The 26,295-nt window shown below is 67.9% G+C and carries 23 protein-coding genes and 1 pseudogene; 5 read left to right on the top strand and 19 right to left on the bottom strand.

Translation table 11 applies throughout. The features are described from left to right. A partial coding sequence (locus tag DBR34_RS15790; RefSeq protein ID WP_146186862.1) for an ATP-binding protein occupies positions 1–470 on the top strand: 470 nt, incomplete at its 5' end. 39 nt (positions 471–509) lie between these two features. Here the strand turns inward: DBR34_RS15790 and DBR34_RS15795 are convergent. Then, positions 510–1,388: a TIGR01777 family oxidoreductase gene (locus DBR34_RS15795; RefSeq protein WP_128097501.1), complete on the bottom strand. Its 879-nt coding sequence runs from the start codon at positions 1,386–1,388 to the stop codon at positions 510–512. 123 nt (positions 1,389–1,511) lie between these two features. Between DBR34_RS15795 and metF the strand changes: the two genes are divergently transcribed. Then, positions 1,512–2,339: a methylenetetrahydrofolate reductase [NAD(P)H] gene (gene metF / locus DBR34_RS15800; RefSeq protein ID WP_128097527.1), complete on the top strand. Its 828-nt coding sequence runs from the start codon at positions 1,512–1,514 to the stop codon at positions 2,337–2,339. 50 nt (positions 2,340–2,389) lie between these two features. Then, positions 2,390–2,974 (top strand): DUF4124 domain-containing protein, encoded by a 585-nt coding sequence (locus tag DBR34_RS15805; protein WP_128097502.1) that lies wholly within the window; start codon positions 2,390–2,392, stop codon positions 2,972–2,974. Between the two features lie 84 nt (positions 2,975–3,058). On the opposite strand, the gene DBR34_RS15810 is transcribed toward DBR34_RS15805, so the two are convergent. The 3 genes from DBR34_RS15810 to DBR34_RS15820 form a co-directional block, all read right to left on the bottom strand. Further along, the gene (locus tag DBR34_RS15810) at positions 3,059–4,012 is read right to left on the bottom strand and encodes a Nudix family hydrolase (RefSeq protein ID WP_128097503.1); all 954 of its coding nucleotides are present in this window, start codon (positions 4,010–4,012) and stop codon (positions 3,059–3,061) included. Between the two features lie 138 nt (positions 4,013–4,150). After that, a complete protein-coding gene (secA, locus tag DBR34_RS15815) occupies positions 4,151–6,883 on the bottom strand; it encodes a preprotein translocase subunit SecA (RefSeq protein ID WP_128097504.1) in 2,733 nt (910 codons plus the stop codon). A gap of 230 nt (positions 6,884–7,113) precedes the next feature. Then, the gene (locus tag DBR34_RS15820; protein ID WP_038690496.1) at positions 7,114–8,064 is read right to left on the bottom strand and encodes a M23 family metallopeptidase; all 951 of its coding nucleotides are present in this window, start codon (positions 8,062–8,064) and stop codon (positions 7,114–7,116) included. Positions 8,065–8,076: 12 nt separating this feature from the next. On the opposite strand from DBR34_RS15820, the gene DBR34_RS15825 reads away from it, so the two are divergent. Further along, complete coding sequence (locus tag DBR34_RS15825) at positions 8,077–8,517, top strand: DUF721 domain-containing protein (protein ID WP_038690498.1); 441 nt, start codon at positions 8,077–8,079, stop codon at positions 8,515–8,517. A gap of 328 nt (positions 8,518–8,845) precedes the next feature. On the opposite strand, the gene lpxC is transcribed toward DBR34_RS15825, so the two are convergent. From lpxC to DBR34_RS15900, 15 genes and pseudogenes are all read right to left on the bottom strand, one after another. Continuing rightward, entirely contained in the window at positions 8,846–9,757 is a 912-nt protein-coding gene (gene lpxC / locus DBR34_RS15830) for a UDP-3-O-acyl-N-acetylglucosamine deacetylase (RefSeq protein ID WP_128097505.1), read from the bottom strand. Positions 9,758–9,936: 179 nt separating this feature from the next. Continuing rightward, a complete protein-coding gene (gene ftsZ, locus DBR34_RS15835; protein WP_038690500.1) occupies positions 9,937–11,169 on the bottom strand; it encodes a cell division protein FtsZ in 1,233 nt (410 codons plus the stop codon). A 185-nt stretch (positions 11,170–11,354) separates the two neighbouring features. Next, entirely contained in the window at positions 11,355–12,590 is a 1,236-nt protein-coding gene (gene ftsA / locus DBR34_RS15840; RefSeq protein ID WP_017355446.1) for a cell division protein FtsA, read from the bottom strand. Between the two features lie 53 nt (positions 12,591–12,643). Further along, positions 12,644–13,318 (bottom strand): annotated as a pseudogene (locus tag DBR34_RS15845) (cell division protein FtsQ/DivIB); the annotation flags it as partial. Then, the gene (locus DBR34_RS15850; RefSeq protein ID WP_128097507.1) at positions 13,315–14,307 is read right to left on the bottom strand and encodes a D-alanine--D-alanine ligase; all 993 of its coding nucleotides are present in this window, start codon (positions 14,305–14,307) and stop codon (positions 13,315–13,317) included. The gene DBR34_RS15850 and the pseudogene DBR34_RS15845, both read right to left, overlap by 4 nt. Continuing rightward, positions 14,304–15,740, bottom strand: coding sequence for a UDP-N-acetylmuramate--L-alanine ligase (murC, locus tag DBR34_RS15855; RefSeq protein WP_128097508.1), 1,437 nt, complete (start codon positions 15,738–15,740; stop codon positions 14,304–14,306). Before murC ends, DBR34_RS15850 begins: the two co-directional genes overlap by 4 nt. A 43-nt stretch (positions 15,741–15,783) precedes the next feature. Continuing rightward, complete coding sequence (gene murG, locus DBR34_RS15860; protein ID WP_128097509.1) at positions 15,784–16,875, bottom strand: undecaprenyldiphospho-muramoylpentapeptide beta-N-acetylglucosaminyltransferase; 1,092 nt, start codon at positions 16,873–16,875, stop codon at positions 15,784–15,786. Continuing rightward, positions 16,872–18,218 (bottom strand): putative lipid II flippase FtsW, encoded by a 1,347-nt coding sequence (gene ftsW / locus DBR34_RS15865; protein ID WP_128097510.1) that lies wholly within the window; start codon positions 18,216–18,218, stop codon positions 16,872–16,874. Before ftsW ends, murG begins: the two co-directional genes overlap by 4 nt. Continuing rightward, complete coding sequence (mraY, locus tag DBR34_RS15870) at positions 18,218–19,303, bottom strand: phospho-N-acetylmuramoyl-pentapeptide-transferase (protein WP_128097511.1); 1,086 nt, start codon at positions 19,301–19,303, stop codon at positions 18,218–18,220. The genes ftsW and mraY overlap by 1 nt, the downstream gene beginning before the upstream one ends. Further along, positions 19,293–20,687 carry a UDP-N-acetylmuramoyl-tripeptide--D-alanyl-D-alanine ligase gene (gene murF, locus DBR34_RS15875; RefSeq protein WP_128097512.1) on the bottom strand — a complete coding sequence of 465 codons (1,395 nt, stop codon included), beginning with the start codon at positions 20,685–20,687 and terminating at the stop codon, positions 19,293–19,295. The genes mraY and murF overlap by 11 nt, the downstream gene beginning before the upstream one ends. Further along, on the bottom strand, positions 20,684–22,165 hold the full coding sequence (locus DBR34_RS15880) for a UDP-N-acetylmuramoyl-L-alanyl-D-glutamate--2,6-diaminopimelate ligase (protein ID WP_128097513.1): 1,482 nt from the start codon (positions 22,163–22,165) through the stop codon (positions 20,684–20,686). The genes murF and DBR34_RS15880 overlap by 4 nt, the downstream gene beginning before the upstream one ends. Continuing rightward, on the bottom strand, positions 22,162–24,006 hold the full coding sequence (locus tag DBR34_RS15885) for a penicillin-binding transpeptidase domain-containing protein (protein ID WP_128097514.1): 1,845 nt from the start codon (positions 24,004–24,006) through the stop codon (positions 22,162–22,164). The genes DBR34_RS15880 and DBR34_RS15885 overlap by 4 nt, the downstream gene beginning before the upstream one ends. Continuing rightward, positions 24,003–24,266: a cell division protein FtsL gene (gene ftsL, locus DBR34_RS15890; RefSeq protein ID WP_128097515.1), complete on the bottom strand. Its 264-nt coding sequence runs from the start codon at positions 24,264–24,266 to the stop codon at positions 24,003–24,005. Before ftsL ends, DBR34_RS15885 begins: the two co-directional genes overlap by 4 nt. Next, positions 24,263–25,231, bottom strand: coding sequence for a 16S rRNA (cytosine(1402)-N(4))-methyltransferase RsmH (rsmH, locus tag DBR34_RS15895; protein ID WP_128097516.1), 969 nt, complete (start codon positions 25,229–25,231; stop codon positions 24,263–24,265). The genes ftsL and rsmH overlap by 4 nt, the downstream gene beginning before the upstream one ends. A gap of 14 nt (positions 25,232–25,245) precedes the next feature. Then, complete coding sequence (locus DBR34_RS15900; protein ID WP_038690512.1) at positions 25,246–25,692, bottom strand: division/cell wall cluster transcriptional repressor MraZ; 447 nt, start codon at positions 25,690–25,692, stop codon at positions 25,246–25,248. 325 nt (positions 25,693–26,017) lie between these two features. Here DBR34_RS15900 and DBR34_RS23400 point away from each other — a divergent pair. Beyond that, the coding region (locus DBR34_RS23400) for an NRDE family protein (RefSeq protein ID WP_258223997.1) at positions 26,018–26,295 on the top strand (278 nt) is incomplete at its 3' end.

Genomic DNA, 26,295 nt, shown 5'->3' on the forward strand with positions numbered 1-26,295 from the left:
TCGCCCTGGCGCGCGAGGACAGCGACACGCAGCCCTCCGCGCCGGTGAAGCTGGTGCCGCTGCTGGAGCGCATCATTGTCGAGCAGGCGCCGTTGCTGGAGACACGCGCGGTGGAGGTTGAGCTGGCGCTGGCCGACGATGCCACCCTGCTGGCACCCGAAGCGCCGCTGCGCATGGTGCTGGCCAACCTGGTCGGCAATGCGTTCGCCCACACCCACCGCGGCCGCGTGCGCATCCACATGGAACACGGCGAGTTGCAGGTGCTCAACAGTTCGGACGGTGGTGCAACGTTGCAGCAGTGGCCGCAGCCGCGCCCGTTCGACAAGGGCGAACACAGCCCGGGCAGCGGGCTTGGGCTGGAGATCATGCGCCGGCTGTGTGACCACCATGGGCTGCGCCTGCGGATCGAGCGCAGCGCCACCGGCGTCTGCGCGGGCCTGCGCGGGGTGGCCCCGCCGGTGCGCGCCTGAACCGAGCGCGCAGTGCCGGTCCGGCGCACGTGCACGCGGTCAGCGCAGGATCGCCTCCAGCGCCCCGTCCAACGTTGGATACTGGAACCGGTAGCCGCCCTCCAGCGCCCGCGCAGGCACCACGTTCTGCCCGGTAAGCAGCAGCCCGGCCATTTCCCCGAACGCCAGCTTGAGCGCGAAGGCCGGTGTGGTCAGCCGCGCGGGACGATGCAGGACCTCGCCCAGCGCGGTGGCGAACCCCCGGTTGGTGACAGTACCCGGTGCGGTGCCGTTGTACGCGCCGCGGGCGGTGTCATGGGTCAGCAGCCACAGGATCAATCCCACCAGATCCTCACGATGGATCCAGCTCATCCATTGGTCGCCATCGCCCATCGGCCCGCCCAGGCCCAGCCGGAACGGCGGCAGCATCCGCGCCAGCGCACCGCCGTCGCGATCGAGCACGATGCCGGTGCGCACCACGCAGGTGCGGACGCCCAGCGCGTCCGCCTTGAAGGCCTCGGCCTCCCACTGCCGGCACAGCATCGCGGCGAAGTCATGCCCGGGCGAGGCGGCCTCGTCCAACGGGGTGGCATCACCCGGCCCGTAGTAGCCAATCGCCGAACCGGACACCAGCACCTGCGGCGGTGCTGGCAAGGTCTGCATCCAGGCCAGCAGCGCGCGCGTGCTGCCGATCCGGGACGCGTGGAAGGCCTGCTTGCGGGCCTCGGTCCAGCGCCCCTCGGTCAGCGGCTCACCGGCCAGGTTGACCACCGCCTGCACCGGTCCCACGTCGTCCAGCTGCCCCACGTACTGCACGCCCGGCGGCGGGGTGCGGCCGGGCGTGCGGGTCAGCACGGTCACCCGGTGCCCCTGTTGCAGCAGCCGTTCGCACAGCAGGCGGCCGATGAAACCCGTACCGCCGGTGATCAGGATGTCCATCTTCACTCCGCCCTCTCTGGACAGGCACTGTAATCGACAGCGCGTGCAGGCCGGGACAGCACTCTTTTACATTCATCGCGATGAAGCGATATGATGTCCGCACACCCGCTGCCGCCGCCGCCCATGACCGCCATCAGCTTCGAGTTCTACCCGCCCAAGACCGATGACCAGCGCGCCCAGCTTGATCGCACGGCAGCCAAGCTGAAAGCGTTCGCGCCGGAGTATGTGTCGTGTACGTTCGGGGCCGGCGGTTCGACCCTCAGCTACACCTCCGAAACCGTGCGCCATCTCAAGCAGCACCACGGGTTCGACGCGGCACCGCACCTGTCCTGCGTGGGCGGCAGCCGCGAGGAAATCCGCGAACTGCTCAAGCTGTACCGCGCCATCGGGTGCCGTCGCATCGTCGCCCTGCGCGGCGACCTGCCCTCGGGCATGGGCCACCCCGGCGACCTGCGCTATGCGTCCGAGCTGATCAGCTTCATCCGGGCCGAGCACGGCGATGCGTTCCGCATCGAAGTGGGCGCCTACCCGGAAACGCACCCGCAGGCCAACGACGCGCTGCTGGACCTGAAGCACTTCAAGACCAAGATCGACGCCGGCGCGGACGCCGCGATCACCCAGTACTTCTTCAATGCCGATGCGTACTTCCATTTCGTCGATGCAGTGCGCGCGCTCGGGGTGACCGTGCCGATCGTGCCGGGCATCATGCCGATCTCCAACTTCAGCCAGCTGCGCCGCTTCTCCGAGCAGTGCGGCGCGGAGATTCCGCGCTGGATCGGCAAGAAGATGCAGGCCTACGGCGACGATGCCGAATCGGTGCGCGCATTCGGTGCGGAAGTGGTTGCCGGGCTGTGCGAACGGCTGGTGGCCGGCGGCGCGCCGGGGCTGCATTTCTACACCCTCAACCTGGCCAAGCCGACCACCCAGGTCTTGAAGCTGCTCAAGGGCTGATCCCTGCGTAAATCGCTTGCAGATAACGCCGGCGCGGCTACGCTGCTGCGATGAAACTGCTTCTGCCGCTGTTGCTGTGCGCGTTGTGCCTGCCTGCCCCGGTGTCGGCGCAGGCGCAGCGCGTGAACCGCTGCACCAACGCGCAGGGCCAGACCGTCTTCACCGACCGCCGCTGCGATGCGCTGGGCGCCACCGAGCGGATGCCGGCACGCACGCCCACCGTGGGCAACACCGGCATCTACCGCGCCGGTTGCGCGCGTCGGCTCAGCGAACTGACCGGGCAGATCCGCGATGCGGTAAGCCAGCAGGACGTGAACCGGTTGTCGTCCATCTACCTGTGGAACAACGTCTCCAACGCCACCGCCAACCAGATCATCGGGCGGCTGGAATCGGTGGTGCAGCGGCCGCTGGTGGATATCGCGCCGGTGTATCCGACCAGCGAAGACGGGGCGGTGGTAACGACCGACGCTGCACCGGTACTGGGCAGCGATGGACAGCCGGTGGCAGAGGTGGCGCCGCGCCGGCCGCGCCCGGTAGGGTTGCGCCTGGAGCAGACGCTGGGCAGCACGGCGACGCCGGTGCGCACGGTGTTCGGGCTGCGGCGGCAGTACGGGTGTTTCTGGATCACCCTGTAGCGCCGGGCTCTGCCCGGCGGAGGGACTGGCCAGGCATAGCGGCCCGGTGGGGTGAATTGCCGGGCAGAGCCTGGCAGCACGGGATCAGGTTGGCCAGAGCGCGCGGATCGCGGCGATGCCCTGGGCGCCGTGGCGGCGGGCCTGTTCGATGTCGTCCGGGTGCAGGCCACCCAGCGCATACAGCGGCAGCGATACCTGCTCGCGCAGGGCTTCGAAGGCTTCCCAGCCCAGCGGCGTGCCGCCGGGATGGCTGGCGCTGGGCTGGACCGGGCCGAGTACGGCGAAGTCGCAGCCCAGCCGTTGCGCGGCCTGCAGCTGCTCCAGGTCGTGACAGGAGGCGGCCACCAGCTGGTCGGCCGGCAGCGGGCGGGCGTCCAGCTGCAGCAGCTGTTCGCTGCCCAGGTGCACGCCCACGCCCAGCCGCTGGGCCAGCACGATGTCGCGGTTGAGCAGCCACTGCACGCGGCCACGGTGCGCGCTGATGGCCTGCTCGGCCAGCGCCACCCGCGCCGGGCTGGCAGGGGTGCGCAACTGGATCCGGCTGACCCCTGCGGCCAGTGCCTGGGCCAGGCGCTGGTGCCAGTCGTGGTGGGCCTGGGCGTGGTCGGCCTCGGGTTCGGGGGTGATCAGGTAGCGGTCGGGCTGGCGCAGCGCGGCCACCACCGGCAGGTCGGCCGGCGGCATCGAATAGCGCGACAACTTGTCCGGGGCCACCCAGGTGATGGCCTGGCCCTCACGCCCGCGGGGGCTGCCCTTCCAGCTGCTGATCCGGCGGACTTCCAGGCGCAGCCGCTTGTCGGGGTAGATCTGCGGTACGTCCATGATCCACTCGCCCACCTCGGCCTCGATCCCCAGCTCCTCGCGCAGTTCGCGCACCAGCGCCTGCTCGGAGCTTTCGCCGGGCTCGCGCTTGCCGCCGGGAAACTCCCAGAGGCCGCCCATGTCGCGGTCTTCGGTACGGCGGTTGAGCAGGATGCGGCCGCGGGCGTCGGTGATGACGCCGGCCACGACGTGGATCGATCGTTTGGGGGATGGCATGGAGGGAGCATGCCCAATAGCGCGGTGCTGGCGCAATCCCGAAAAGCATCGGCCGGTGCCGGGCCGGGGTGCAGCCACGCATGGCGTGGCTCTACCCCCGGATAGCAGACGCCCCGCACTTGGCGGGGCGTCCTGGGGTCAGGTCAACTGACCGTGGCAGTGCTTGTACTTCTTGCCACTGCCGCAGGGACACGGGTCGTTGCGGCCCACCTTGGGCTCGTCACGGCCCACCTGGGCCACGCCGTTCTGCGCCGCTTCCACCTGCGCAGCCTCTTCGTCGGCGCTGTAGCCGCCGGCGTCCTGGTGCTGGAACTGCGACTGCATCAGGCGCGCCTGCGCCTGCTGGCGTTCGGCCTGCTCCAGCGCTTCCACTTCTTCTTCGCTGCGGATGCGCACGCGCGCCAGCAGGGTCACCACTTCGCGCTTGACGTTCTCGAGCATTTCCGAGAACAGCTCGAAGGCTTCCTTCTTGTATTCCTGCTTGGGCTGCTTCTGCGCGTAACCGCGCAGGTAGATGCCCTGGCGCAGGTAATCCATGCGTGCCAGGTGCTCCTTCCAGCTCTGGTCGAGCACGGTCAGCATCACGTGCTTTTCCAGCGCGCGCATGGTGTCTTCGCCCACGCCGGTTTCCTTCTCGGCGAAGTGCGCGTCAATGCGCGCCTGCACCTTCTCGGCGATGGCTTCGGCATCCAGTTCTTCGTGCTGCTTGACCAGCCCCACCACGTCCATCTGCACGCCCAGGTCGGCGGCCAGGGTGGCTTCCAGGCCCGGCAGGTCCCACTGCTCGTCGATCGAGTTCGGCGGCACGAAACGGGCCACGATGTCGTAGATCACGTCGCCGCGGATGCCGTCCACGTTGTCCTTCACCGACTCGGCGTCCAGCAGCTCGTCGCGCTGGGCGTAGATCACCTTGCGCTGGTCGTTGTTGACGTCGTCGAAGTCGAGCAGGTTCTTGCGGATGTCGAAGTTGTGCGCTTCCACCTTGCGCTGCGCCTTTTCGATCTGGCGGCTGACCAGACGGTCTTCGATGACGTCGTCTTCCTTCATGCCCATCATGCGCATCGCCTTCTGGACCCAGTCCGAGGCGAAGATGCGCATCAGGTTGTCTTCCAGCGACAGGTAGAAGCGGGACGAACCCGGGTCACCCTGGCGGCCGGAACGACCGCGCAGCTGGTTGTCGATACGGCGCGATTCGTGGCGTTCGGTGCCGACGATGTGCAGGCCGCCGGCCGCCTTGACCGCGTCATGGCGCTTCTGCCATTCGGCCTTGACCTGGGCGCGCTGTTCGTCGGTGGCCTCTTCGCCCAGCTCGTGCAGCTGCGCTTCCAGCGACCCGCCGAGCACGATGTCGGTACCGCGACCGGCCATGTTGGTGGCGATGGTCACCGCACCGGGCATGCCGGCGTTGGCGATGATGGTCGCTTCGCGGTCATGCTGCTTGGCGTTGAGCACTTCGTGGTGCACGCCGGCCTTGCGCAGGTGCTCGGACAGCATCTCCGAGGTTTCGATCGACGTGGTACCCACCAGCACCGGCTGGCCGCGCTTGTTGCATTCCTGGATGTCGGCCAGCACCGCGTTGAACTTGCCGGTGCGGTTGAGGAACACCTGGTCCGAACCGTCCTTGCGGATGGTCGGGCGGTTGGTCGGGATCACCACCACTTCCAGGTTGTAGATGCTCTGGAATTCGTAGGCTTCCGTATCGGCCGTACCGGTCATGCCGGACAGCTTCTTGTACATGCGGAACAGGTTCTGGAAGGTGATGCTGGCCAGCGTCTGGTTCTCGCGCTGGACCGGCACGCCTTCCTTCGCTTCCACCGCCTGGTGCAGGCCATCGGACCAGCGACGGCCGGCCAGGGTGCGGCCGGTGAATTCGTCGACGATCACCACTTCACCGTCGCGCACGATGTAATCCACGTCGCGCTGGTAGATGGCATGCGCGCGCAGGGCGGCATTGAGGTGATGCACCACGGTCAGGTTCTGCGCGGCGTACAGGCCTTCGGTTTCGGCATTGAGGATGCCCGCTTCCACCAGCAGCGCCTCGGCGTGCTCCATGCCCGCTTCGGACAGGTGCACCTGCTTGCCCTTCTCGTCGACCCAGAAATCGCCTTCGCCGTCTTCGGCGTCCTGCTTGATCAGGCCCGGGACCACGCGGTTGACGCGGATGTACAGCTCCGGGGAGTCGTCGGCCGGGCCGGAGATGATCAGCGGGGTACGCGCTTCGTCGATCAGGATCGAGTCGACTTCGTCGACGATGGCGTAGTGCAGGCCGCGCTGGTAGCGGTCCGCGCGCGACAGCGCCATGTTGTCGCGCAGGTAGTCGAAACCGAATTCGTTGTTGGTGCCGTAGGTGATGTCGCTGGCATAGGCCTCGCGCTTGTCACCGTGCGGCATGCCCGGGTAGACCACGCCCACGCTCAGGCCCAGCCAGTTGTACAGCTTGCCCATCTGCGCCGAGTCGCGGCGGGCCAGGTAGTCGTTCACGGTGACCACGTGGACGCCCTTGCCTTCCAGGGCGTTCAGGTACACCGGCAGCGTGGCGACCAGGGTCTTGCCTTCACCGGTGCGCATTTCGGCGATCTTGCCCAGGTGCAGCACCATGCCGCCGATCAGCTGGACGTCGTAGTGGCGCATGCCCAGCACGCGGCGGCTGGCTTCGCGGCAGACCGCGAACGCTTCCGGGAGCACCTTGTCCAGGGCTTCACCGTCAGCAATGCGCTGCTTGAACTCCGGGGTCTTGGCCTTGAGCTGCTCGTCGGAGAGCTTTTCGATTTCCGGCTCCAACGCATTGACCTTGGCGACGATGCGGTTGAGCTGGCGCAGCTGTCGTTCATTACGACTGCCGAAGACGCGGGTAAGCAGGCTGTTGATCATTGAAGGAACCGGTTGGAATGAGACGCCCCAACGGCCACGCCCTCCCCGGGGGATGCGTCGGCCGCAAACGAAACAGGGCGCACTGCGCCCTGTCTATGGCAATACCCATTGTAGCTTGGGTCGGCCGTCAGGGGTTTCAACCCCGTGGAGCCAGTGCCGGCCGCTGGCCGGAAACCGCATTCGGTCACCTCGCAGGCGTGCCGGCCAGCGGCCGGCACTACCAGACGGGATCAGCCGCGCGAAACGCGCCCGACCGGGGTATTGCCGCCGTCACCGAGGAACTTGCGCGGGTTGACCACCTGGCCACGCTCCCACACCTCGAAGTGCACGTGGGCACCGGTGGAACGGCCGGTGGAGCCGGCCTTGGCCACTTCCTGGCCGGCCCGCACCAGGTCGCCCGGCTTCACCACCAGGCGCGAGTTGTGCGCGTAGCGGGTGACATAGCCGTTGCCGTGGTCCACGTCGACCACGTTGCCGTACCCGCCCTTCACGCCGGCGAAGCTGACCACGCCGTCGGCCACCGACATCACCGGGTCACCGACCTTGGCGTGGAAGTCCATGCCCTTGTGGGTAGCCGCACCGCGACCGAACGGATCGCTGCGGGTGCCGAAGTTGGAGGTGATGTAGGTGTTGCGGATCGGCATGCGGCCGGGCACCGCGTTCTGTTCGAGCTGGTGGTCGAACATCAGCGACTCCATCACCGACAGCTGGCGGCCTGAAGCAGCGAAGCGCTGCTCCAGCACCTGTAAGTCGGCGTTGACCGCGCTGACCGGGATGTCCTGGGTCGGGCCGGGCTCGCCTTCACCGAGGCCGGGGGTCTCGTTGAAGTCGAATTCGCCGTCTTCCAGCTTGCCCATCTGGGTCAGGCGTTCGCCCAGGGCGTTGAGACGGGTGGCCTGCGCCTGCAGTTCACCCATCCGCGCTGCCAGCGCGTTCACCTGGGTCTGGGCGTCTTTCTGGGCCTGCGCCAGCTCGCGTTCCTGCTGGGCGACCTTGGCGTGGAGCCGGGAATCATTGAACATGCTGCCGCCGATGCCGGCACCGAAGCCGATCAGGCAGCCCACCCCCAGCACGCTGCCCAGCAGGGCCCGGGGGGAATCTTCGAAGTAGAAACGCAAACGCGCCAGGGGCGTCTTGGCCTTTCCTTCACGCGTTTTGATTACGATCTTTTTGAATGCCATCAGTGAGTTTTCATGTCTGAGCCGAAATCCAGTGCGCGATCCCCATCCACGCCGAAGCCGGCGCTGGATGCGGTGATGGCGGACAAAGCCGGTAACCCGCTGCGCCGAGCCTTGTGGCTGGACGCACTGGACCGTCAATTGCGCCCCCATTTACCGCCTGCACTGGCCACCCGTTGCCGGCTGGCGAATGTAAACGGCGAGCACCTCGTTTTTCTCGTCGACTCCCCTGTGTGGCACGCCAAGCTGAGGCTTGCCGAAGCACAGTTGATCGACGCGGCCCGGTCCATCGGGCTGAAGGTCACCAAGGTGACCGTCAAAACTGCGGCTGCCCCTCCTCCACGCTCCCCAGCGATCGACAACAGGAATGGCCCCCACGCAGTTTCAGCCGCCACGCACAAAGGGCTACGCGACGCGTTGGCCTGCCTGAAGGACATGGATTTCACCAAGTCCTGAAGGCATCGGGGCATCCGTCCCCTTCCCCGACGCGTCACGAGCACGTGAACTTGTCAGGGAACCGGCCAGCATCGTAGCCGTGGAACGTCGCCCAGTCGTTAGTCTTTTATTAAAATTGCGTTAAATTCAGCAAGAACCTCGATCAGGTTCACAATTCCGTGACCTGTGCACGTCCACGGTTCATTGACGTCAAGATCACCCCGCAAAGACCCCGAAAACGCAAAACGGCGCCCAAGGCGCCGTTTGTTTTCCAAAAAAATCAATGCGATACCCCGTCAATGGCGGTAGAGCCACCCCATGGGTGGCTTACTTCAAACGGGTGGCCACCTCAGGCGTACGCCGGCGCCCCATACACCACCGGCGCCGTAGCAGCAGCGGCGTCGTAGCTCACCCACTCCCAGGCCGTGGCGTCGGCCATCAGCGCGCGCACCAGCTTGTTGTTGAGCGCATGCCCGGACTTGAAGCCTTCATAGGCGCCCAGCACCTGGCCGCCGGCCAGATACAGGTCGCCGATGGCGTCGAGGATCTTGTGGCGCACGAACTCGTCGGCGTAGCGCAGGCCGTCGTCGTTGAGCACGCGGAATTCGTCGAGCACGATGGCATTGTCCATCGAACCGCCCAGGCCCAGGTTGCGCTCGCGCATGTACTCCAGGTCACGCATGAACCCGAAGGTACGCGCGCGGGAGATTTCCTTGGTGTAGGCGGCCGTGGAGAACTCGATCTCGGCGCGCGACTGCTTGGCCGGGATCATCGGGTGATCGAACTGGATGGTGAAACCGAGCTTGTAGCCCTCGTAGGGCTCGAAGCGGGCGACCTTGTCGCCTTCGGTCACTTCCACCGTCTTGAGAATGCGGATGAAACGCTTGGGGGCATCCTGCTCGGCGATGCCCGCCGATTGCAGCAGGAACACGAATGGCCCGGAGGACCCGTCCATGATCGGCAGTTCGGCCGAGGACAGCTCCACGATGATGTTGTCCACGCCCAGGCCGGCCAGGGCCGACATCAGGTGTTCGACGGTCTGGATCTTGGCCTCGTGGTAGGTCAGCCCGGTGCACAGGGTGACTTCGGTGACCAGGTCCGCGCGCGCGGGCACTTCCACCACCGGCTCCAGATCGACCCGACGGAACACGATGCCATGGTTGACCGGGGCCGGGCGCAGGGTCATGTAGACCTTGTCACCGCTGTGCAGGCCAACGCCGGTGGCGCGGATCGTGTTCTTGAGGGTGCGTTGCGGAATCATGGGGAGCAGGACCGGGAGAGCGCGCAGTCAGCGCGGCGGTGACAAACAAGAATAACACGCAGTACCACCACCCCTTTCTGAACCGAAAGACGGGCGGCAGACTGCCGGGCCACTCCGGGCCCGGCAGCAAGGGACATGGAGGCGCTTACCGGGGAGGACAAGACCCCGGCATGCAATCCTCAGTCCGCCTGGCGGCGCAGGAACGCCGGGATGTCCAGGTAATCGTTGGGCAGTTCAGCAGCCGCCGGGCCGGACGACGACGGGGCCGACGACGCCGGGGTATCGGCGCTCGGACGACGCAGGCCCATGCCCATGCCCATCCCGCCGACGGCCTTGGAGACCGCATCGCCGCCGGTGTCGAACTCGCCGAACTCCGGCTGGCCGGTGGTGGCGTTGCGGACCAGCTTGATCGGCGCGCGCTCGCCCGGACGCTGGGTCTTGGAGGCCACGACGCGGTTCAGGCCGGTGGCCACCACGGTCACGCGGACTTCGTCCTGCATGTCCGGATCCAGCACGGTACCGACCACCACGGTGGCATCTTCGGACGCGAAGCCATCGATGGTGCGGCCGATCTCGTCGAACTCGGCCATGGTGAAGTCGGCGCCGGCGGTGATGTTGACCAGGATGCCGTTGGCACCGGCCAGGTTCACATCGTCCAGCAGCGGGTTCTGGATGGCCGCTTCGGCAGCAGCCTGGGCGCGGTCATCGCCGCGGGCGGTGCCGGTGCCCATCATCGCCAGGCCCATTTCGGACATGACGGTGCGCACGTCGGCGAAGTCGACGTTGATCAGGCCCGGACGCACGATCAGGTCGGCGATGCCCTGCACGGCGCCCTGGAGGACGTCGTTGGCGGCACGGAAGGCCTGGATCATGGTGGCGTTGCGGCCCAGCACGGTGATCAGCTTTTCGTTCGGAATGGTGATCAGCGAGTCGCAATGCTGGCTCAGTTCCTCGATGCCCTTCAGCGCCACCTGCATGCGGCGACGGCCTTCGAACGGGAACGGCTTGGTGACCACGGCGACGGTCAGGATGCCCATCTCCTTGGCCAGCTGTGCCACCACCGGTGCGGCGCCGGTGCCGGTGCCGCCGCCCATGCCGGCGGTGATGAACACCATGTCCGCACCCTGCAGCGCGTCCATGATGCGCTCACGATCTTCCAGCGCGGCCTGGCGGCCGACTTCCGGGTTCGCGCCTGCGCCCAGGCCCTTGGTGACGTTGGTACCCAGCTGCAGCTGCAGCTTGGCACCGCAATTCTTGATGGCCTGCGAGTCGGTGTTGGCGGTGATGAATTCCACGCCGTCCACACTGGTGCTGACCATGTGCGCCACGGCGTTACCGCCGCCGCCGCCCACGCCGATCACCTTGATCACCGCATTGGGTGCCATCTTTTCAATCAGTTCGAAATGCGCCATGTCCGTGTCCTCGTTGTATCCGCTTTCGGTGGCATGGGCGGTCAGGCCTCCTGCCTTTCGCGCGTCATGTTGCCGTTGCGGCTGTGTGGGTTGTGTGTTGCCGGTGCTGCGTGTTGCGGTGGTGCGTTGGGTTGCAGTGGTGCCGGGGGTGCAGCCGGGCAGAGCCCGGCTCTACGAGCGCCGCGTCAGAATTCGCCGCGGAACCAGGTCTTGAGCTTTTTGAACATGCTGCCCGCGCGCCCGGTGGGCAGCGACGGACGGCGCGGGTGTTCGATCTGGCTGCCCATCAGCAGCAGGCCAACACCGGTGGCGTGCACCGGATTGCCCACCACTTCGCCCAGGCCGGTGACGTGCTGCGGAATGCCCACGCGTACCGGCATCTGCAGCATTTCCTCGGCCAGTTCGACCACGCCTTCCATCTTCGAGGCACCGCCGGTGAGCACCATGCCGGCGCGCACCAGTTCCTCGAAGCCGGAGCGGCGCAGTTCGGCCTGCACCATCTCGAAAATTTCCTCGTAACGGCCCTGCACCGCCTGGGCCAGCGCGTGGCGCGGCATCCGGCGCGGCGGACGATCGCCGACGCTGGGCACCTGGATGCTTTCCTCGGCGGTGGCCAGCTGGGCCAGCGCGCAGGCGTAGCGCACCTTGATCTGCTCCGCTTCCGGGGTGGGCGTGCGCAGCATGTGCGCGATGTCGTTGGTGACGTGGTCGCCGGCGATCGGCAGCGAGGCGGTGTGGCAGATCGCGCCCTGCACGAACACGGCCAGGTCGGTGGTGCCGGCGCCCATGTCGACCAGCACCACGCCCAGCTCGCGCTCGTCGGCGGTGAGCACGGCCACGCTGGAGGCCAGCGAGGACAGCACCAGGTCGTCCACCTGCAGGCCGCAGCGCTGCACGCACTTGCTGATGTTGGCCGCGGCCGACTGCGCGCACACCACCAGGTGCGCATGCACCTCCAGGCGCACGCCGGTCATGCCGACCGGGTTGCGGATTCCTTCCTGCGAATCGTCCAGCACGTACTCGCGCGGAATGGCGTGCAGGATCTTCTGGTCGGCCGGGATCGCCACCGCCTTGGCCGCGTCGAGCACCCGGTCCAGGTCGCCCCAGGTCACTTCGCCGTCGCGGATCGGCACGATGCCGGGGGAATTCTTGCACTGCACGTGGTTGCCCGAGATCGAGGCATACACCGAGCGGATCTCGCAGCCGGCCATCAGCTCGGCCTCTTCCACCGCACGCTGGATCGACTGCACGGTGGATTCGATGTCCACCACCACGCCGCGCTTGAGCCCGCGCGATTCGTGCGAGCCGATGCCGATGACCTCGATCGGGTTGCCCGGCGAATACTCGCCGACCAGCGCCACCACCTTGGAGGTGCCGATATCCAGGCCAACGATCAGTGATTTGTCACCCTTGCGATTCATGTCCTGTCCTGCGCCGGCTTTGGCGCGGTTGCGGCCGGGGTACCCCAGCTCAGCGTGAAACCATTGGTATATCGGAGGTCGGCGCGTTCGATCGGCGCGGCCTGGTTGCTCAGCTGCGGCAGCACGCGTACGAAGCGTTGCAGGCGCGAGCGTGCGTCGTCGCGGCCCACCACCACTTCGGTGCCATTGCTGAGCAGCAGCGACCAGCTGCCACGCGCGTCCATGCTGACCCGCTTGACGTCCACCCCGGCCGGCGCGAACAGCGCCCGGGCATCGTTGTAGAGCGCCACCACTTCTTCGGTCTGGCTGTCCGGGCCATCCAGGTCGGGAAGTGCCAGGTCCTGCAGCTTCTTGGGCGTGGCAAACAGCTTGCCCTGCTCGGACAGCAGGCGGTCGTTGCCCCAGCGCGCGAACGGCTTGTGCTCGACCAGGCTGACTTCCAGCACGTCGGGCCACTGCTTGCGCACCTGCGCGCTTTCCACCCACGGCATCTGCTCGATGGCGTCCTGCGCGTCCTGCAGCTTGACCGCGAAGAACCCGGCCTTGGCGTACGGCAGCACGACCTGCTGCAGCTGTTCGGCCGGCACCCGCTTGAACTCGGCGTGCACGCGCAGCTTGGCCAACGGCCAGCGTTCGGCACCGACCCAGCCGTTGAGCACCGCCACCACGGGCAGTGCTACGACCGACAGGGCCAGCAACCAGACGAAGATGCGCAGCACCGCGTTCATGCGTGGGCACGCTCCCTGTCCAGGTCCTGCAGGTTGGCCGGCAGGGTCTGTTCCAGCACGCGCCAGACCAGTTCCTCGAAGCCGATGCCGGCCTGCGCGGCGGCCTTGGGTACCAGCGAGTGGCTGGTCATGCCCGGTGCGGTATTCACTTCCAACAGGTAGAAGCGGCCGCTGTCGCGGTCGCGCATCACGTCCACCCGGCCCCAGCCGCGGCAGCCGGCGGCCTCGAAGGCGGCCAGCGCGATGCGGCGGATCTCGGCTTCGTCATCGCCGTCCAGGCCGGGGCACAGGTACTGGGTGTCCTCGGCGATGTACTTGGCGTTGTAGTCGTACCACTGGCCCTTGGGCACGATGCGGATCGACGGCAGCGCCTGGTCACCCAGGATCGCCACGGTGAGCTCGTCGCCCACCACCATCTGTTCCATCAGCAGCTGGCCGTCGTAGCGCGCGGCCAGGGCCACGGCGTCGTCCAGGCCGGCATCATCGCTGACCCGGCTGATGCCCACGCTGGAGCCTTCGTTGGCCGGCTTGACCACCACCGGCAGGCCCAGTTCGGCGGCGGCGGCGTGCACTTCCACGCCTTCCACCAGCTTCACGTAGCGCGGCGTGGGCAGGCCCAGCGACAACCACACCTGCTTGGTGCGGATCTTGTCCATGCTCAGCGCCGAGCCGAGCACGCTGGAGCCGGTGTACGGCACGCCGAAGGCGTCCATCAGCCCCTGCACGATGCCGTCCTCACCGCCGCCGTTGTGGCCGTGCAGGATGTTGAACACGCGGTCGAAGCGCTTTTCCACCAGCGCCAGCGCCAGCGCCGGGATGCCGTCCACGGCCACCGCGTCGACACCGCGCGCGCGCAGCGCGGCGATCACGTTGCGGCCCGAATCCAGCGACACCTCGCGTTCGCTGGAGGTGCCGCCAAGCAGCACCGCGACGCGGCCGAACACGGCCGGGTCGGTGACGCGCAGCGACGGGAAGAAGATCGGGTTCATGCGGCCGGGGTCTCCGTGAAGCCTTCGGTGGCGATCAGCTGGGCCACGTGGCCGATGTCGCCGGCGCCCATCATCAACAGCAGGTCGCCGTCCTGCAGCACGTCGGGCAGCACGTGCGACAGCTCGGCGGTATGGCCGACCACGACCGGCTCGCTGCGGCCGCGCGCACGGATGGCGCGCGCCAGCGAACGCGAGTCGGCGCCCGGGATCGGCGCTTCGCCGGCCGGGTAGACCTCGCTCAGCACCAGCGCATCCACTTCGGACAGCACTGCGGCGAAGGCATCGAACTGGTCACGGGTACGGCTGTAGCGGTGCGGCTGGAAGGCCACCACCAGGCGCTGGTCCGGCCAGCCGCCGCGGGCGGCGGCGAACACGGCGGCCAGCTCGCGCGGGTGGTGACCGTAGTCGTCGATCAGGCGCACGCGGGCACCGCTGTGGGTGGTGACGATGCCCAGGTCGTTGAAGCGGCGGCCGATGCCGGCAAAGCTTTCCAGCGCGCGGGCGATGGCGTCCGGGGCGACGCCCAGCTGCCAGCCCACGGCGGCGGCGGCCAGCGCGTTGAGCACGTTGTGCGCACCCGACAGGGCCAGCGTGACCGGGTAGCTGCTGCCTTCGGGCAGGCGCAGGGTGAAGCGCATGCGCGGGCCGTCCTGGACCACGTCCTCGGCGCGCACGTCGGCGTTGCTGCTCATGCCGTAGCTCATCACGTGACGCGGGGTCTGCGCGGCCAGCGCGGCGACTTCCGGGTCATCGATGCACAGCACCGCGAGGCCGTAGAACGGCAGGCGCTGCAGGAATTCGGCGAAGGCGGCCTGGACCCGGGCGAAATCGTTGCCGTAGTTCTCCAGGTGGTCCGCGTCGATGTTGGTGATCACCGACACCAGCGGGTTCAGGCGCAGGAAGCTGCCATCGCTTTCGTCGGCTTCGGCCACCAGCCACTGGCCGCTGCCGAGCTTGGCGTTCGCACCGGCGGCCAGCAGCTGGCCACCGATCACGAAGGTCGGGTCCAGCCCGCCTTCGCTCAGCACCGCCGCGGTCAGGCTGGTGGTGGTGGTCTTGCCGTGGGTGCCGGCCACGGCGATGCCGCGGCGGAAACGCATCAGCTCGGCCAGCATCGCCGCGCGCGGCATGATCGGAATGCGCTGGCTGCGCGCTTCCATCAGCTCGGGGTTGTCGTCGCGGATCGCGCTGGACACCACCACGCAATCGGTACCCAGCACGTTGGCCGCCGAATGGCCGCGCATCACGCGCGCGCCCAGGCTGGCCAGGCGGCGGGTGGCGGTGTTGTCGGCGTTGTCCGACCCGGACACTTCATAGCCCAGGGTCAGCATCACTTCGGCGATGCCGCTCATGCCGGTGCCGCCGATGCCGACGAAGTGCACGCGCGGGAAGGCGCGCACCAGGTCGTTGGTGTCGTGCAGGCGACGGATCATGCGCGACCTCGCGTCGGGCAGGCGCGATGGCACGGGGCGGTCTTCATTTGGATTCCTCGAGGATGATGTCGGCGATGCGCTCTGCGGCATCGACCTTGGCCAGGGCACGCGCGGCGTTTGCCATCTGCATGCGACGGGCGGAATTTTCGGACAAATCGCGCAGCACGCCTTCAAGGTGCGTGGCCAGCGTTTCATCCTGCTTCAGCAACACGGCCGCGCCACGGTCGACCAGGTATTCCGCATTGCGGGTCTGGTGGTCATCCACGGCGGCGGCGAACGGCACCAGCACGCTGCCCACGCCGACCGCGCACAGCTCGGCCAGGGTCGAGGCGCCGGCACGGCACACCACCAGGTCGGCCCAGGCGAATGCCTCGGCCATGTCGGCAATGAACGCGTCCACGCGCGCGGTGACACCGGCGTCCTGGTACGCGGTGACAGCTTCGGTGTACAGCTTCTCGCCGCTCTGGTGGCGCACGTCGATGGCGACGTGGCTGCCCAGGGCGGCCAGCGCCTTGGGCACGGCGTTGTTGAGCACGCGCGCGCCCTGGCTGCCGCCGAGCACGAGCAGGCGCAGCGGCCCCTCGCGGTTGGCCAGGCGCAGGTCGGGCGGCGTGATCGCGGCGATCTCGGCGCGCACCGGGTTGCCCACGGCCTCTTCGCGCTCGGCGAAGCTGCCCGGGAAGCCGGTCAGCACGCGGCGCGCGAAACGCGACAGCACGCGGTTGGTCAGGCCCGGCGCGCGGTTCTGTTCGTGCACCAGCAGCGGCAGCCCGTGCAGGCGCGCGGCCAGGCCACCGGGGCCGGACGCGAAGCCACCAAAGGACACCACCGCACGCGGCTGGCGGTCGCGGATCAGGAAGCCCGCCGCGCGCACCGCGCGCAGCAGACGGCCCGGCGCGCCGAGCAGGGCCAGCTTGCCCTTGCCGCGCAGGCCGCTGATGGCCAGCGTGTCGATGTGGATGTCGTGCTGCGGCACCAGGCGCGTTTCCATGCCACCGTCGCTGCCCAGCCAGGTCACCGGAATGCCGCGCGCACGCAGCACCCTGGCCACGGCCAGGCCGGGGAAGATGTGCCCACCGGTACCGCCGGCCATGATCATCACCGGGCGCACGGGAGACGAAGAGGGGGTGTTCATCCCATCCTCCCCAGGGTCGGTTCGATGCGCTGCTGCATGCGGCTGGTGCCCCGCGAGGCACTGTCACGCGGCAGGCCGTCGCGCGGGCTGCCGTCATGGGCCTTGCCGTCCTGCAGGGCGGCGGCCACGGACGAAGCACTGGCGCCCCTGCCCGGCTCGGCGTCCATCGGTTCGTCGCCTTCGGCCGCGCCCATGCGCACCGCCTGGCGGCGCTCGGCGCGATCCAGTTCGTAGGACACGCGCAGCAGCAGCCCCATCGCCACGCAGGTCATCAGCACGCTGGACCCGCCGGAGGAAATCAGCGGCAGGGTCAGGCCCTTGGTCGGCAGGATGCCCAGGTTGACGCCGATCGAGACGAAGCTCTGCATGCTGATCCACAGGCCGATGCCGAAGGCGATGTAGCCGGAGAAGTGGCGCTTCATTTCCACGCAGCGCATGCCCAGCCAGAAGGTGCGGCCCACCAGCAGCGCGTACAGCGCGATGATCAGGCAGGTGCCGATGAACCCCAGTTCCTCGGCGGTAACCGAGAAAATGAAGTCGGTATGCGCTTCGGGCAGGTAGTACAGCTTCTGCACCGAATTGCCCAGGCCCACGCCGGTCCACTCGCCACGGCCGACGGCCATCAGCGCGTTGGACAGCTGGTAGCCGTCGCCCTGCTGGTCGGCCCACGGGTCCAGGAAGGAGGTGATGCGGCGCATGCGGTAGGGTTCGATGATCGCCAGCGCGCTCATGCCCACCATGCCGATGATCACCGGCATGGACATGCGCGGCATGTTGACCCCGCCCAGCACCAGCATGCCGGCGGTGATGGCCAGCAGCAGCGTGGACGACCCGAAGTCGGGCTGCAGCAGCAGCAGGACCACCAGCGCGCCGGCCACACCGAGCGGCTTGAGCATCGCCGGCCAGGTGGCGTTGACCTCGTCGCGGAAGCGCACCAGGTAGCTGGACAGCCACACGATGTAGAGCACCTTGACCGCTTCGACGGTCTGGAACTTGGAGATGCCCAGGTTGATCCAGCGCCGGGCGCCGTTGACGCTGCTGCCCAGGCCCGGCACGAACACCACCACCAGCAGCGCGAAGCAGCCCAGCAGCAGCACCTGGTTGTACTGCTCGATGCTCTTGAGCTCGGTACGCATCGCGATGCCGGCCAGCACGATGCCGATGGCCAGGAAGATCAGGTGACGGTTGAGGTAGTAGAACGGGCTGCTCATCAACGCGATCGAGCTCGACGCGACCATCACCACGCCCAGCCCGGTGAGCGCGATGATCGCGCCCAGCAGCCACTTGTCGAAGTGGCCTCCGATGGCTTCAAGGCGGGTTGCCTGGCGCGACAGGTCGTTCATCAGCGGACCTTCAACGTGGCCAGGCCGATCAGCACCAGCACCACCGAGATGATCCAGAAGCGCACGATCACGCGCGGCTCGGGCCACCCCTTCAACTCGAAGTGGTGGTGGATGGGCGCCATCTTGAACACGCGCTTGCCGGTCAGCTTGAACGAAGCGACCTGGATCATCACCGACAGGGTTTCGATCACGAACACGCCGCCCATGATCACCAGCACCAGCTCCTGGCGGGTGATCACCGCGATGGTGCCCAGCACCGCACCCAGCGCCAGCGCGCCGATGTCGCCCATGAACACCATGGCCGGGTAGGTGTTGAACCACAGGAAGCCCAGGCCGGCACCGGCAATGGCCGCGCAGATGATGACCAGTTCACCGGCCCCGGGAATCTGCGGGATCTGCAGGTAGTTGGAGAACACCACGTTGCCCGAGGCATAGGCGAACACGCCCAGCGCGCAGGCCACCAGCACGGTCGGCATGATTGCCAGGCCGTCCAGGCCGTCGGTCAGGTTGACGGCGTTGGAGAAGCCGACGATCCAGAAGTAGGCGATGGCCACGAAGCTGATGCCGGCCAGCGGCAGCGCCACCGACTTGAACATCGGGATGTAGAAGGTCAGCGCGGCGGGCACGTCGGCGGTGTAGAACAGGAACAGGCCGGCGGCCAGGCCGAAGATCGACTGCAGCAGGTACTTCCAGCGCGACTTCAGGCCGTTCGGGTCGCGCCGCACGATCTTGATCCAGTCGTCGTACCAGCCGATGGCGCCGAAGCACAGCATCACCGCCAGCACCACCCACACGTAGCGGTTGCGCAGGTCGGCCCACAACAGCACCGACAGGGTGATGGTGAGCAGGATCAGCGAGCCGCCCATGGTCGGCGTGCCGGCCTTGGAGAAGTGGGTCTGCGGACCGTCCTTGCGGATCGGCTGGCCGCCCTTGAACTGGGCCAGCTTGCGGATCATCGCCGGGCCCAGCCACAGCGACAGGAACAGCGCGGTCAGCGCGGCAAGAATGCCGCGCAGCGTCAGATAGCCGAACAGCCCGAACAGGCTCTCCAATTGCTGCAACCATCGGGCCAGTTCAAGCAACATGGGGGGTTTCCTCTCCTCGCGCCAGCAGCGCTTTCACAATTTTGTCCATGGCGCTGCCGCGCGAGCCCTTGACCAGGCAGCGCACGCCAGCATGCAGTTCAGAGGCAAGCGCGGCGGCCAGCGTGTCGTGGTCCTGGAAGTGCCGGCCGCCGTCGCCAAAGGCGCTCGACGCGGCGGCACTCAGCGGCCCCAGCGTGTACAGGCGCTTGAGGCCCGCATCGCGGGCGCGGCGCCCGGCCTGGGCATGCAGCGCCTGCCCGTCCGGACCGAGTTCGCGCATGTCGCCCAGCACCAGCCAGCCTTCGTCCTTGCCGCCGGCCAGCGCGTCGATCGCCGCAGCCAGCGAGCCGGGATTGGCGTTGTAGCTGTCGTCGATCAGCACCGCGCCGTTGGGCAGCTGGTGCGCGACCTGGCGGCCCGGCACCGGTTCGGCACGGGCCAGGCCCTGCGCGATCTGGTCCAGGCCGATACCGGCGGCCAGCGCCAGCGAGGCGGCGGCCAGTGCGTTGCTGATGTTGTGGCGACCCGGCAGGGCCAGCGCGATCTCCACGGTCCCGATCGGGCTGGTGAGCAGGAACTGGCTGCCGGTGGCGCTGGGGCGGATCGCCAGCGCGCCCACGTCGGCGCTGTGGTCCAGGCCGTAGCGCAGCACGCGGCAACGCGGCGGCTGGCCCCCGATGTGCTGTTCAAACCAGATGCCGAAGGCGTCGTCGGCGTTGATCACCGCCACGCCATCGGCCGGCAGCGCCGCGTAGATCGCGCCCTTGGTGGTGGCCACGCCCTGCAGGCTGCCCATCCGTTCCAGGTGGGCCGGCGCGATGTTGTTCACCAGCGCGTAGCGCGGGCGCACGATGTCGGTCAGGTAGGCAATGTCGCCCGGCTTGCCGGCGCCCATCTCGTAGACGGCGAAATCGGCGTCTTCGGGGGCGTCCAGCACCGCCAGCGGCAGGCCGATCTCGTTGTTGAGATTGCCCGGGTTGGCGTACACCACCTTGTGTTCTTCGCGTGCCACCTGCTGCAGGATCGCCAGCAGCAGCGTCTTGACGCTGGTCTTGCCGTTGCTGCCGGTGATGGCGAACACACCGGCGGCGCGGTCGCGCTGCATGCCATGGGCGATGCGGCCCAGCGCGTGCTGGGTGTCGGCCACCAGGATCTGCGGCAGCGCCACGTCCAGCAGGCGCTCGACCAGCATGGCCGAAGCACCGCGCGCGACCGCATCGGCGGCGAAATCATGGCCGTCGAACCGGTCGCCACGCAGCGCCACGTACAGGCTGCCCGGGGCAAGCGTGCGGGTGTCCTTGCTGATGGCGTCGATGGCGGTGTCGTCGCCATGGATCTCGCCACCGGCCCAATGCGCGATCAGCGACAGCGGGGTGCGCTTCATGGGGCGACCTCCTGCAGCGAAGCCAGCACGCCGGCGGCCACCACGGTGTCGTCGAAGGCATGCTTGACGCCCTGCACTTCCTGGTAGGGCTCGTGGCCCTTGCCGGCAATCAGCACGATGTCGCCCGCACCGGCCAGGCCGATCGCGGTGGCGATGGCGGCGGCGCGGTCGCGCTGCACGATGGCGGCGGCGGGGTTGGCCAGCCCGGCCACGATGTCGGCCACGATCACGTCGCCGTCTTCGCCGCGCGGGTTGTCGTCGGTGACGATCACCACGTTGGCACCGCGCTCGGCGATGGCGGCCATCTGCGGCCGCTTGCCGGTATCGCGCTCGCCGCCGCAGCCGAACACGCAGACCAGGCGCCCGGCCAGGTGGTCGTGCAGGCTGGCCAGCGCCTGTTCCAGCGCGTCGGGGGTGTGGGCGTAGTCGACCACCACGGTGGGCAGGCCGTGCTCGCCGCCGAGCCGGTTCATGCGACCGGCGATCGGCTGCAGCTGCGACAGCAGCGCGGCGATCGCGGCCGGTGCATGGTCCAGCGCATACAGCGCGCCGGCCACGGCCAGCAGGTTGTCCACGTTGAAGCGGCCCAGCAGCGGCGACTGCACCGGATGGCGCGCGCCCTCCACCACCAGGTCGAAGGCGATGCCGCGGCCGTCCAGCTTCAGCGAATCGGCGCGCAGCGTGGCCTGCTGCGCGCCGCGCGAGCTGAGCCCGATCTGGCGCACGCTGGCATCGACGGTGCGCAGCAGTTCGCTGCCGAAACTGTCGTCCAGGTTCACCACGGCGGCCTTGAGGCCGTCGCGGTGGAACAGCTTGGCCTTGGCCGCGCCGTACTGCGCCATGTCGCCGTGGTAATCGAGATGGTCGCGGGTGAGGTTGGTGAACACCGCCACGTCGTAGTGCACGGCATCCACGCGGCCCTGGTCCAGCGCGTGCGAGCTGACTTCCATCGCCACCGCGCGGGCGCCGTCGTCGCGCAGCTGCGCGAGCACTTCATGCATCTGCAGCACCAGCGGCGTGGTGAAGCCGGTCGGCACCACGTGGCCATACAGACCCACGCCCAAGGTGCCGATACTGCCACTGGCGGTGCCGAGCAGGTGCCAGGCCTGGGCCAGCAGCTGCACGGTGGAGGTTTTACCGTTGGTGCCGGTCACGCCCACCATGGTCATCGCGCGCGACGGATGGCCGTGGAACTGGTCGGCCATCGTGCCCATGCGCGTGCGCAGGCCGGGCACGGCAATGGCGTCGGCCGGGGCCGGCAGCTCGGCCGGTGCCGGCGGCTCGAACAGGATCGCGCCGGCGCCGTTGGCCAGCGCCTGGTCGACGAAACCCAGCCCGTGCGCGCCGAAGCCGGCGATCGCCACGAAGGCATTGCCGGGGCGCACGGCGCGGCTGTCCAGCACCAGGCCGGTGATGGACGGATCGTGGCTGAGCGCCACATCGGGGATCAACTGCGAAAGCAACATCGTCTGGCTCATTGGGTGCCTCCCTGCGCGGGCGGCACCGTGGCGTGCGCGCTGGGCAGCGCGGCATCGAATTCGGCGGCGGCGTCCGGGGCGATCACCGTTTCCGGCGGCGGCACCGGCAACGACGAGGCGGTATGCCCCAGCTTTCCGGACTGCTGCGCCGCCAGCCACGACTCGATGTCGTCCGGGGGCACGTCCATCAGGCGCAGCGCGCCTTCCATCACGTTGTGGAATACCGGCGCGGATACCAGGCCGCCGTAGTACTTGCCGCCCTGCGGGTCGTTGATCACGATCACCGTGGCAAAGCGCGGGTTGCTGGCCGGCACCACGCCGGCGAACAGCGCGTTGTAATGCCCGCGCTCGTAGCCGCCGGGGCCGGCCTTGCGTGCGGTACCGGTCTTGCCGGCCACGTGGTAGCCCAGCACCGCGGCCTGCTTGGCGCCGCCCTGGGTGACCACGGTTTCCATCATCGCCACCACCTGCCTGGCGATGTTCTCGTCGATGATCTGCTTGCCTTCGTTGCGCTGGCCCTTGACGAAGGTCGGTGCGATCAACTTGCCGCCGTTGCCCAGCGCCGAGTAGGCGGTGGCGATCTGCAGCGGGGTGACATTCAGGCCGTAGCCGTAGGACATGGTGGTCTTGGACGACCCGCTCCAGCGCGCCGGGCGCGGCAGCACGCCGGCCGATTCACCGGGAAAACCGCTGTGCGGGGACACGCCGTAGCCGAAGCTGTGGACGTGGTCGTAGAACACCTGGTCGGGCATCTTGGCGGCGATCTTGGCGGCGCCGATGTTCGAACTGCGGGTGATCACGCCGGTGACGTTGAGCACGCCGTTGTTGCGCGGCACGTCCTTGATGGTGAACCGGCCCACGGCCATGTAGCCCGGGTTGGTGTCCACCGTGGTGTCCTTGGTGACCACCCCGGACTGCAGCGCCGAGGCGATGGTCAACGGCTTCATGGTCGAGCCGGGCTCGACCAGGTCGGTCACCGCGCGGTTGCGGCGGGTGTCCGGGGCGGCGCCGCCGACCGAATTGGGGTTGTAGGTTGGCAGGTTGACCATGGCCAGCACTTCGCCGGTGGCCACGTCCATGATCACCATCGAGCCGCCGGCCGCCTTGTTGGCGATCAGCGCGTTGCGCAGCTCCTTGAAGGCCAGGAACTGGATGCGGCGGTCGATGCTGAGGGTGAGGTCCTTGCCCGGCTCGGCGGCACGCAGCAGGTCGCTCTCCACCGTGTCGCCCTTGCGGTTGCGGATCACCCGCTTGGCGCCGGCCTTGCCGCGCAGCCATTCGTCGAAGGCCAGCTCCAGCCCTTCCTGGCCGCGGTCGTCGATGTTGGTGAAGCCCAGCACGTGCGCCATCGCCTCACCCTGCGGGTAGAAGCGGCGGAACTCGCGCTGCGAGGCCACGCCCGGGATCTTGAGCGCCACCACCTTTTCCGCGTCGTCCGGATTGATCCGGCGGCGCAGGTACATGAATTCCTTGTCGGCCTTCTGCGACAGCTTGGAGGTCAGCTCGTCCAGCGGCATGCCCAGCGCGGTGGCCAGCTCGGGGATGCGGTCCGGGGCGCGCAGCAGTTCCTGCGGGTTGACCCAGATCGAGGCGACCGGGGTGGACACCGCCACCGGCTCGCCGTTGCGGTCGGTGATCATGCCGCGCGAGGTGTTGATCGGCAGTTCGCGCAGGTACCGCGCCTCGCCCTGGCGCTGGTAGAAATCGCTGTTGATGATCTGCACATAGGCGGCACGGCCGACCAGCGACACCGAGCACAGCCCAAGCGCCAGACCCACCCACTTCAGGCGCTGGCGCAGGTTGAAACTGTTGCGGGTGCGGTTGCGACCGGACTTGTTCATGGCCGGATCACCACCACGTCGGCCGCTTCCGGGAACTTCATGCCGAGCTTCTCGCGGGCGACACGGTCGACCCGGGTAGCCTCGGCCAGGGTCGCCTGCTCCAGCTGCAGGCGGCCGAATTCAATGTTGATCTCGTCGCGCGCGCGCTCGGCCTTGGACAGTTCGATGAAGGTCTGGCGGTGGCGGTGGCGCATGAACACCACCCCGATCGCCGAGGCGATGGTGCAGGCCAGCAGCACGATGAGCAGCAGGCGACTCACCCGGCCACCTCGCGCTTTTCGGCCACGCGCAGCACGGCGCTGCGCGAGCGCGGGTTGACCGCCAGTTCGTCGTCCTCGGCCTTGATGGCGCCGCCATGCAGGTCGAGGGTGGGCATGAACGCGGCCAGCTCGGGCAGCCGGCGGTTGCTCGGCGGCGCCTTGGCGTGGCGGTTCATGAACTGCTTGACGATGCGGTCTTCCAGCGAATGGAAGCTGATCACCGCCAGCCGGCCGCCCGGCTTCAGGCGCGCCATCGCCGCGTCCAGGCCGGCTTCGAGGTCGGCCAGTTCGCGGTTGATGTGGATGCGGATGGCCTGGAAGCTGCGCGTGGCCGGGTGGATCTTGTCCTTGCCCCGCGGCATCACCGAGGCGATCAACTCCGCCAGCTCGGCGGTACGGGTGAAGGGTTGCTTGTCGCGGCGGGCCACGATGGCCTTGGCGATGCGGCGGCCCTGGCGCTCTTCGCCGTAGGTCCACAGCACGTCCATCAGCTCGCGCTCTTCAACACGGTTGAGCCACTGCGCCGCGCTTTCGCCGCTGTCCGGGTCCATGCGCATGTCCAGCGGGCCGTCCTTGCCGAAGCTGAAACCGCGTTCGGCCACGTCCAGCTGTGGCGAGGACACGCCCAGGTCGAACAACACCCCGTCCAGGCCATCGGCGGTGGCGTCCCAGTGCAGCAGGTCGGCGAAGCTGCCCCGGAAGATCGACACGCGCGGGTCCGGCGCGAAATCGCGCTCGGCTACCGCAATCGCTTCGGGATCCTTGTCCATGACCAGCAGCCGGCCTCCGGGACCGAGTTGCTCGAGCACGCCGCGGGCGTGACCGCCACGACCAAACGTGCCATCGAGATACGTACCGTTTTCGATCACCCTCAGGCCGTCCAGGACCTGTGTGTACAGAACCGGCAGGTGCCCCGCCGGCGACTGCGACACCGGAAGGTGACCGGTCTGCGCTGCTCCGCGCATCCGGGCACCCCGGCTCACAACTTCAGGTCGAGCAACCCATCGCCCAGATCCCCGTCAGACAACGTCTGCTGGATCAACGCGCGATGTGCCTGCTCGCTCCACAATTCGAATTTGTCGCCCATGCCGAGCAGAACCGCCTTCTTTTCAATGCCAACGGCACCGCGGTGGCTGGCAGGAATACTGATGCGGCCGTTGCCGTCCAGCTCCAGATGCGCGGCCGAACCGACCAGCTTCTGTTGCAGCAGACGCACGACGCGCTGTGTGTTGGGTTTGGCCATGACGTCGTCGCGGACCCGCTCCCATTCGGTTTCGGCATACAGCCACAGGCAGCCGGACTCGAAGGGGTTGTAGGTCAGGACCAGGCGGTTGTTGCTCACACGCGCGACAAGGTCACGATGCGCGGTGGGAACCGCCATGCGTCCTTTATCGTCAACCGTGATGGCCGTCTCGCCCTGAAACACGACGCGTGCACCTTTCCTTCGCCCGGATGAAACATTGAACCACGAAAAACCACAAAAAACCCGGTTTTGCCTCTGTTGCCCACCTTAGCAGTGCCGATTGGGTTGTCAACAACTTTGCGAGCGGGAAATCACTTTGAACATCAAGGGCTTGCAGCAATGTTTAGAGACTTGTTCAAGGCTTATCCACAAGTTGCTGTTTCGTCTCAATTTTTGAGATTGGGGCGAAGTTCAGTCCTGTGTAGAGGGCGTGAAACATAGGCGCGTATTCATGCCAAGGCCCGTCGCCATTGGCCCTGCCTTGCGCAAACCCGGCACAATGCCGGCCATGTGCCTGCTTGCCCTTGCCTGGAAAACCCACCCCCGCTGGCAACTGCTGATGGCCGGCAACCGCGACGAGTTCCACGCCCGCCCCACCGCCGCGCTGGCGGCCTGGCCGGCGCCCGACCATGGGCTGCTGGCCGGGCGCGATCTGCGTTCGGGCGGCACCTGGGCCGGGGTGGGGCCCGGCGGCCGCATGGCGGTGGTCACCAACGTGCGCGACCCGCTGGCCCGGCAGACCGGCCCCTCCCGCGGGGCGCTGGTGGCCGACTACCTGCGTGATAC

The sequence above is a fragment of the Stenotrophomonas sp. HMWF003 genome (assembly GCF_003061285.1).
Taxonomy (GTDB): Bacteria; Pseudomonadota; Gammaproteobacteria; order Xanthomonadales; family Xanthomonadaceae; genus Stenotrophomonas; species Stenotrophomonas maltophilia_AP.

What these genes read in the sequence shown, in the direction of transcription:
- DBR34_RS15795 (WP_128097501.1), bottom strand. Translation starts at nt 1,388, where the DNA reads ATGGACATCCTGATCACCGGCGGTACGGGTTTCATCGGCCGCCTGCTG.
- metF (WP_128097527.1), top strand. Translation starts at nt 1,512, where the DNA reads ATGACCGCCATCAGCTTCGAGTTCTACCCGCCCAAGACCGATGACCAG.
- DBR34_RS15805 (WP_128097502.1), top strand. Translation starts at nt 2,390, where the DNA reads ATGAAACTGCTTCTGCCGCTGTTGCTGTGCGCGTTGTGCCTGCCTGCC.
- DBR34_RS15810 (WP_128097503.1), bottom strand. Translation starts at nt 4,012, where the DNA reads ATGCCATCCCCCAAACGATCGATCCACGTCGTGGCCGGCGTCATCACC.
- secA (WP_128097504.1), bottom strand. Translation starts at nt 6,883, where the DNA reads ATGATCAACAGCCTGCTTACCCGCGTCTTCGGCAGTCGTAATGAACGA.
- DBR34_RS15820 (WP_038690496.1), bottom strand. Translation starts at nt 8,064, where the DNA reads ATGGCATTCAAAAAGATCGTAATCAAAACGCGTGAAGGAAAGGCCAAG.
- DBR34_RS15825 (WP_038690498.1), top strand. Translation starts at nt 8,077, where the DNA reads ATGTCTGAGCCGAAATCCAGTGCGCGATCCCCATCCACGCCGAAGCCG.
- lpxC (WP_128097505.1), bottom strand. Translation starts at nt 9,757, where the DNA reads ATGATTCCGCAACGCACCCTCAAGAACACGATCCGCGCCACCGGCGTT.
- ftsZ (WP_038690500.1), bottom strand. Translation starts at nt 11,169, where the DNA reads ATGGCGCATTTCGAACTGATTGAAAAGATGGCACCCAATGCGGTGATC.
- ftsA (WP_017355446.1), bottom strand. Translation starts at nt 12,590, where the DNA reads ATGAATCGCAAGGGTGACAAATCACTGATCGTTGGCCTGGATATCGGC.
- DBR34_RS15850 (WP_128097507.1), bottom strand. Translation starts at nt 14,307, where the DNA reads ATGAACCCGATCTTCTTCCCGTCGCTGCGCGTCACCGACCCGGCCGTG.
- murC (WP_128097508.1), bottom strand. Translation starts at nt 15,740, where the DNA reads ATGATCCGTCGCCTGCACGACACCAACGACCTGGTGCGCGCCTTCCCG.
- murG (WP_128097509.1), bottom strand. Translation starts at nt 16,875, where the DNA reads ATGAACACCCCCTCTTCGTCTCCCGTGCGCCCGGTGATGATCATGGCC.
- ftsW (WP_128097510.1), bottom strand. Translation starts at nt 18,218, where the DNA reads ATGAACGACCTGTCGCGCCAGGCAACCCGCCTTGAAGCCATCGGAGGC.
- mraY (WP_128097511.1), bottom strand. Translation starts at nt 19,303, where the DNA reads ATGTTGCTTGAACTGGCCCGATGGTTGCAGCAATTGGAGAGCCTGTTC.
- murF (WP_128097512.1), bottom strand. Translation starts at nt 20,687, where the DNA reads ATGAAGCGCACCCCGCTGTCGCTGATCGCGCATTGGGCCGGTGGCGAG.
- DBR34_RS15880 (WP_128097513.1), bottom strand. Translation starts at nt 22,165, where the DNA reads ATGAGCCAGACGATGTTGCTTTCGCAGTTGATCCCCGATGTGGCGCTC.
- DBR34_RS15885 (WP_128097514.1), bottom strand. Translation starts at nt 24,006, where the DNA reads ATGAACAAGTCCGGTCGCAACCGCACCCGCAACAGTTTCAACCTGCGC.
- rsmH (WP_128097516.1), bottom strand. Translation starts at nt 25,231, where the DNA reads ATGCGCGGAGCAGCGCAGACCGGTCACCTTCCGGTGTCGCAGTCGCCG.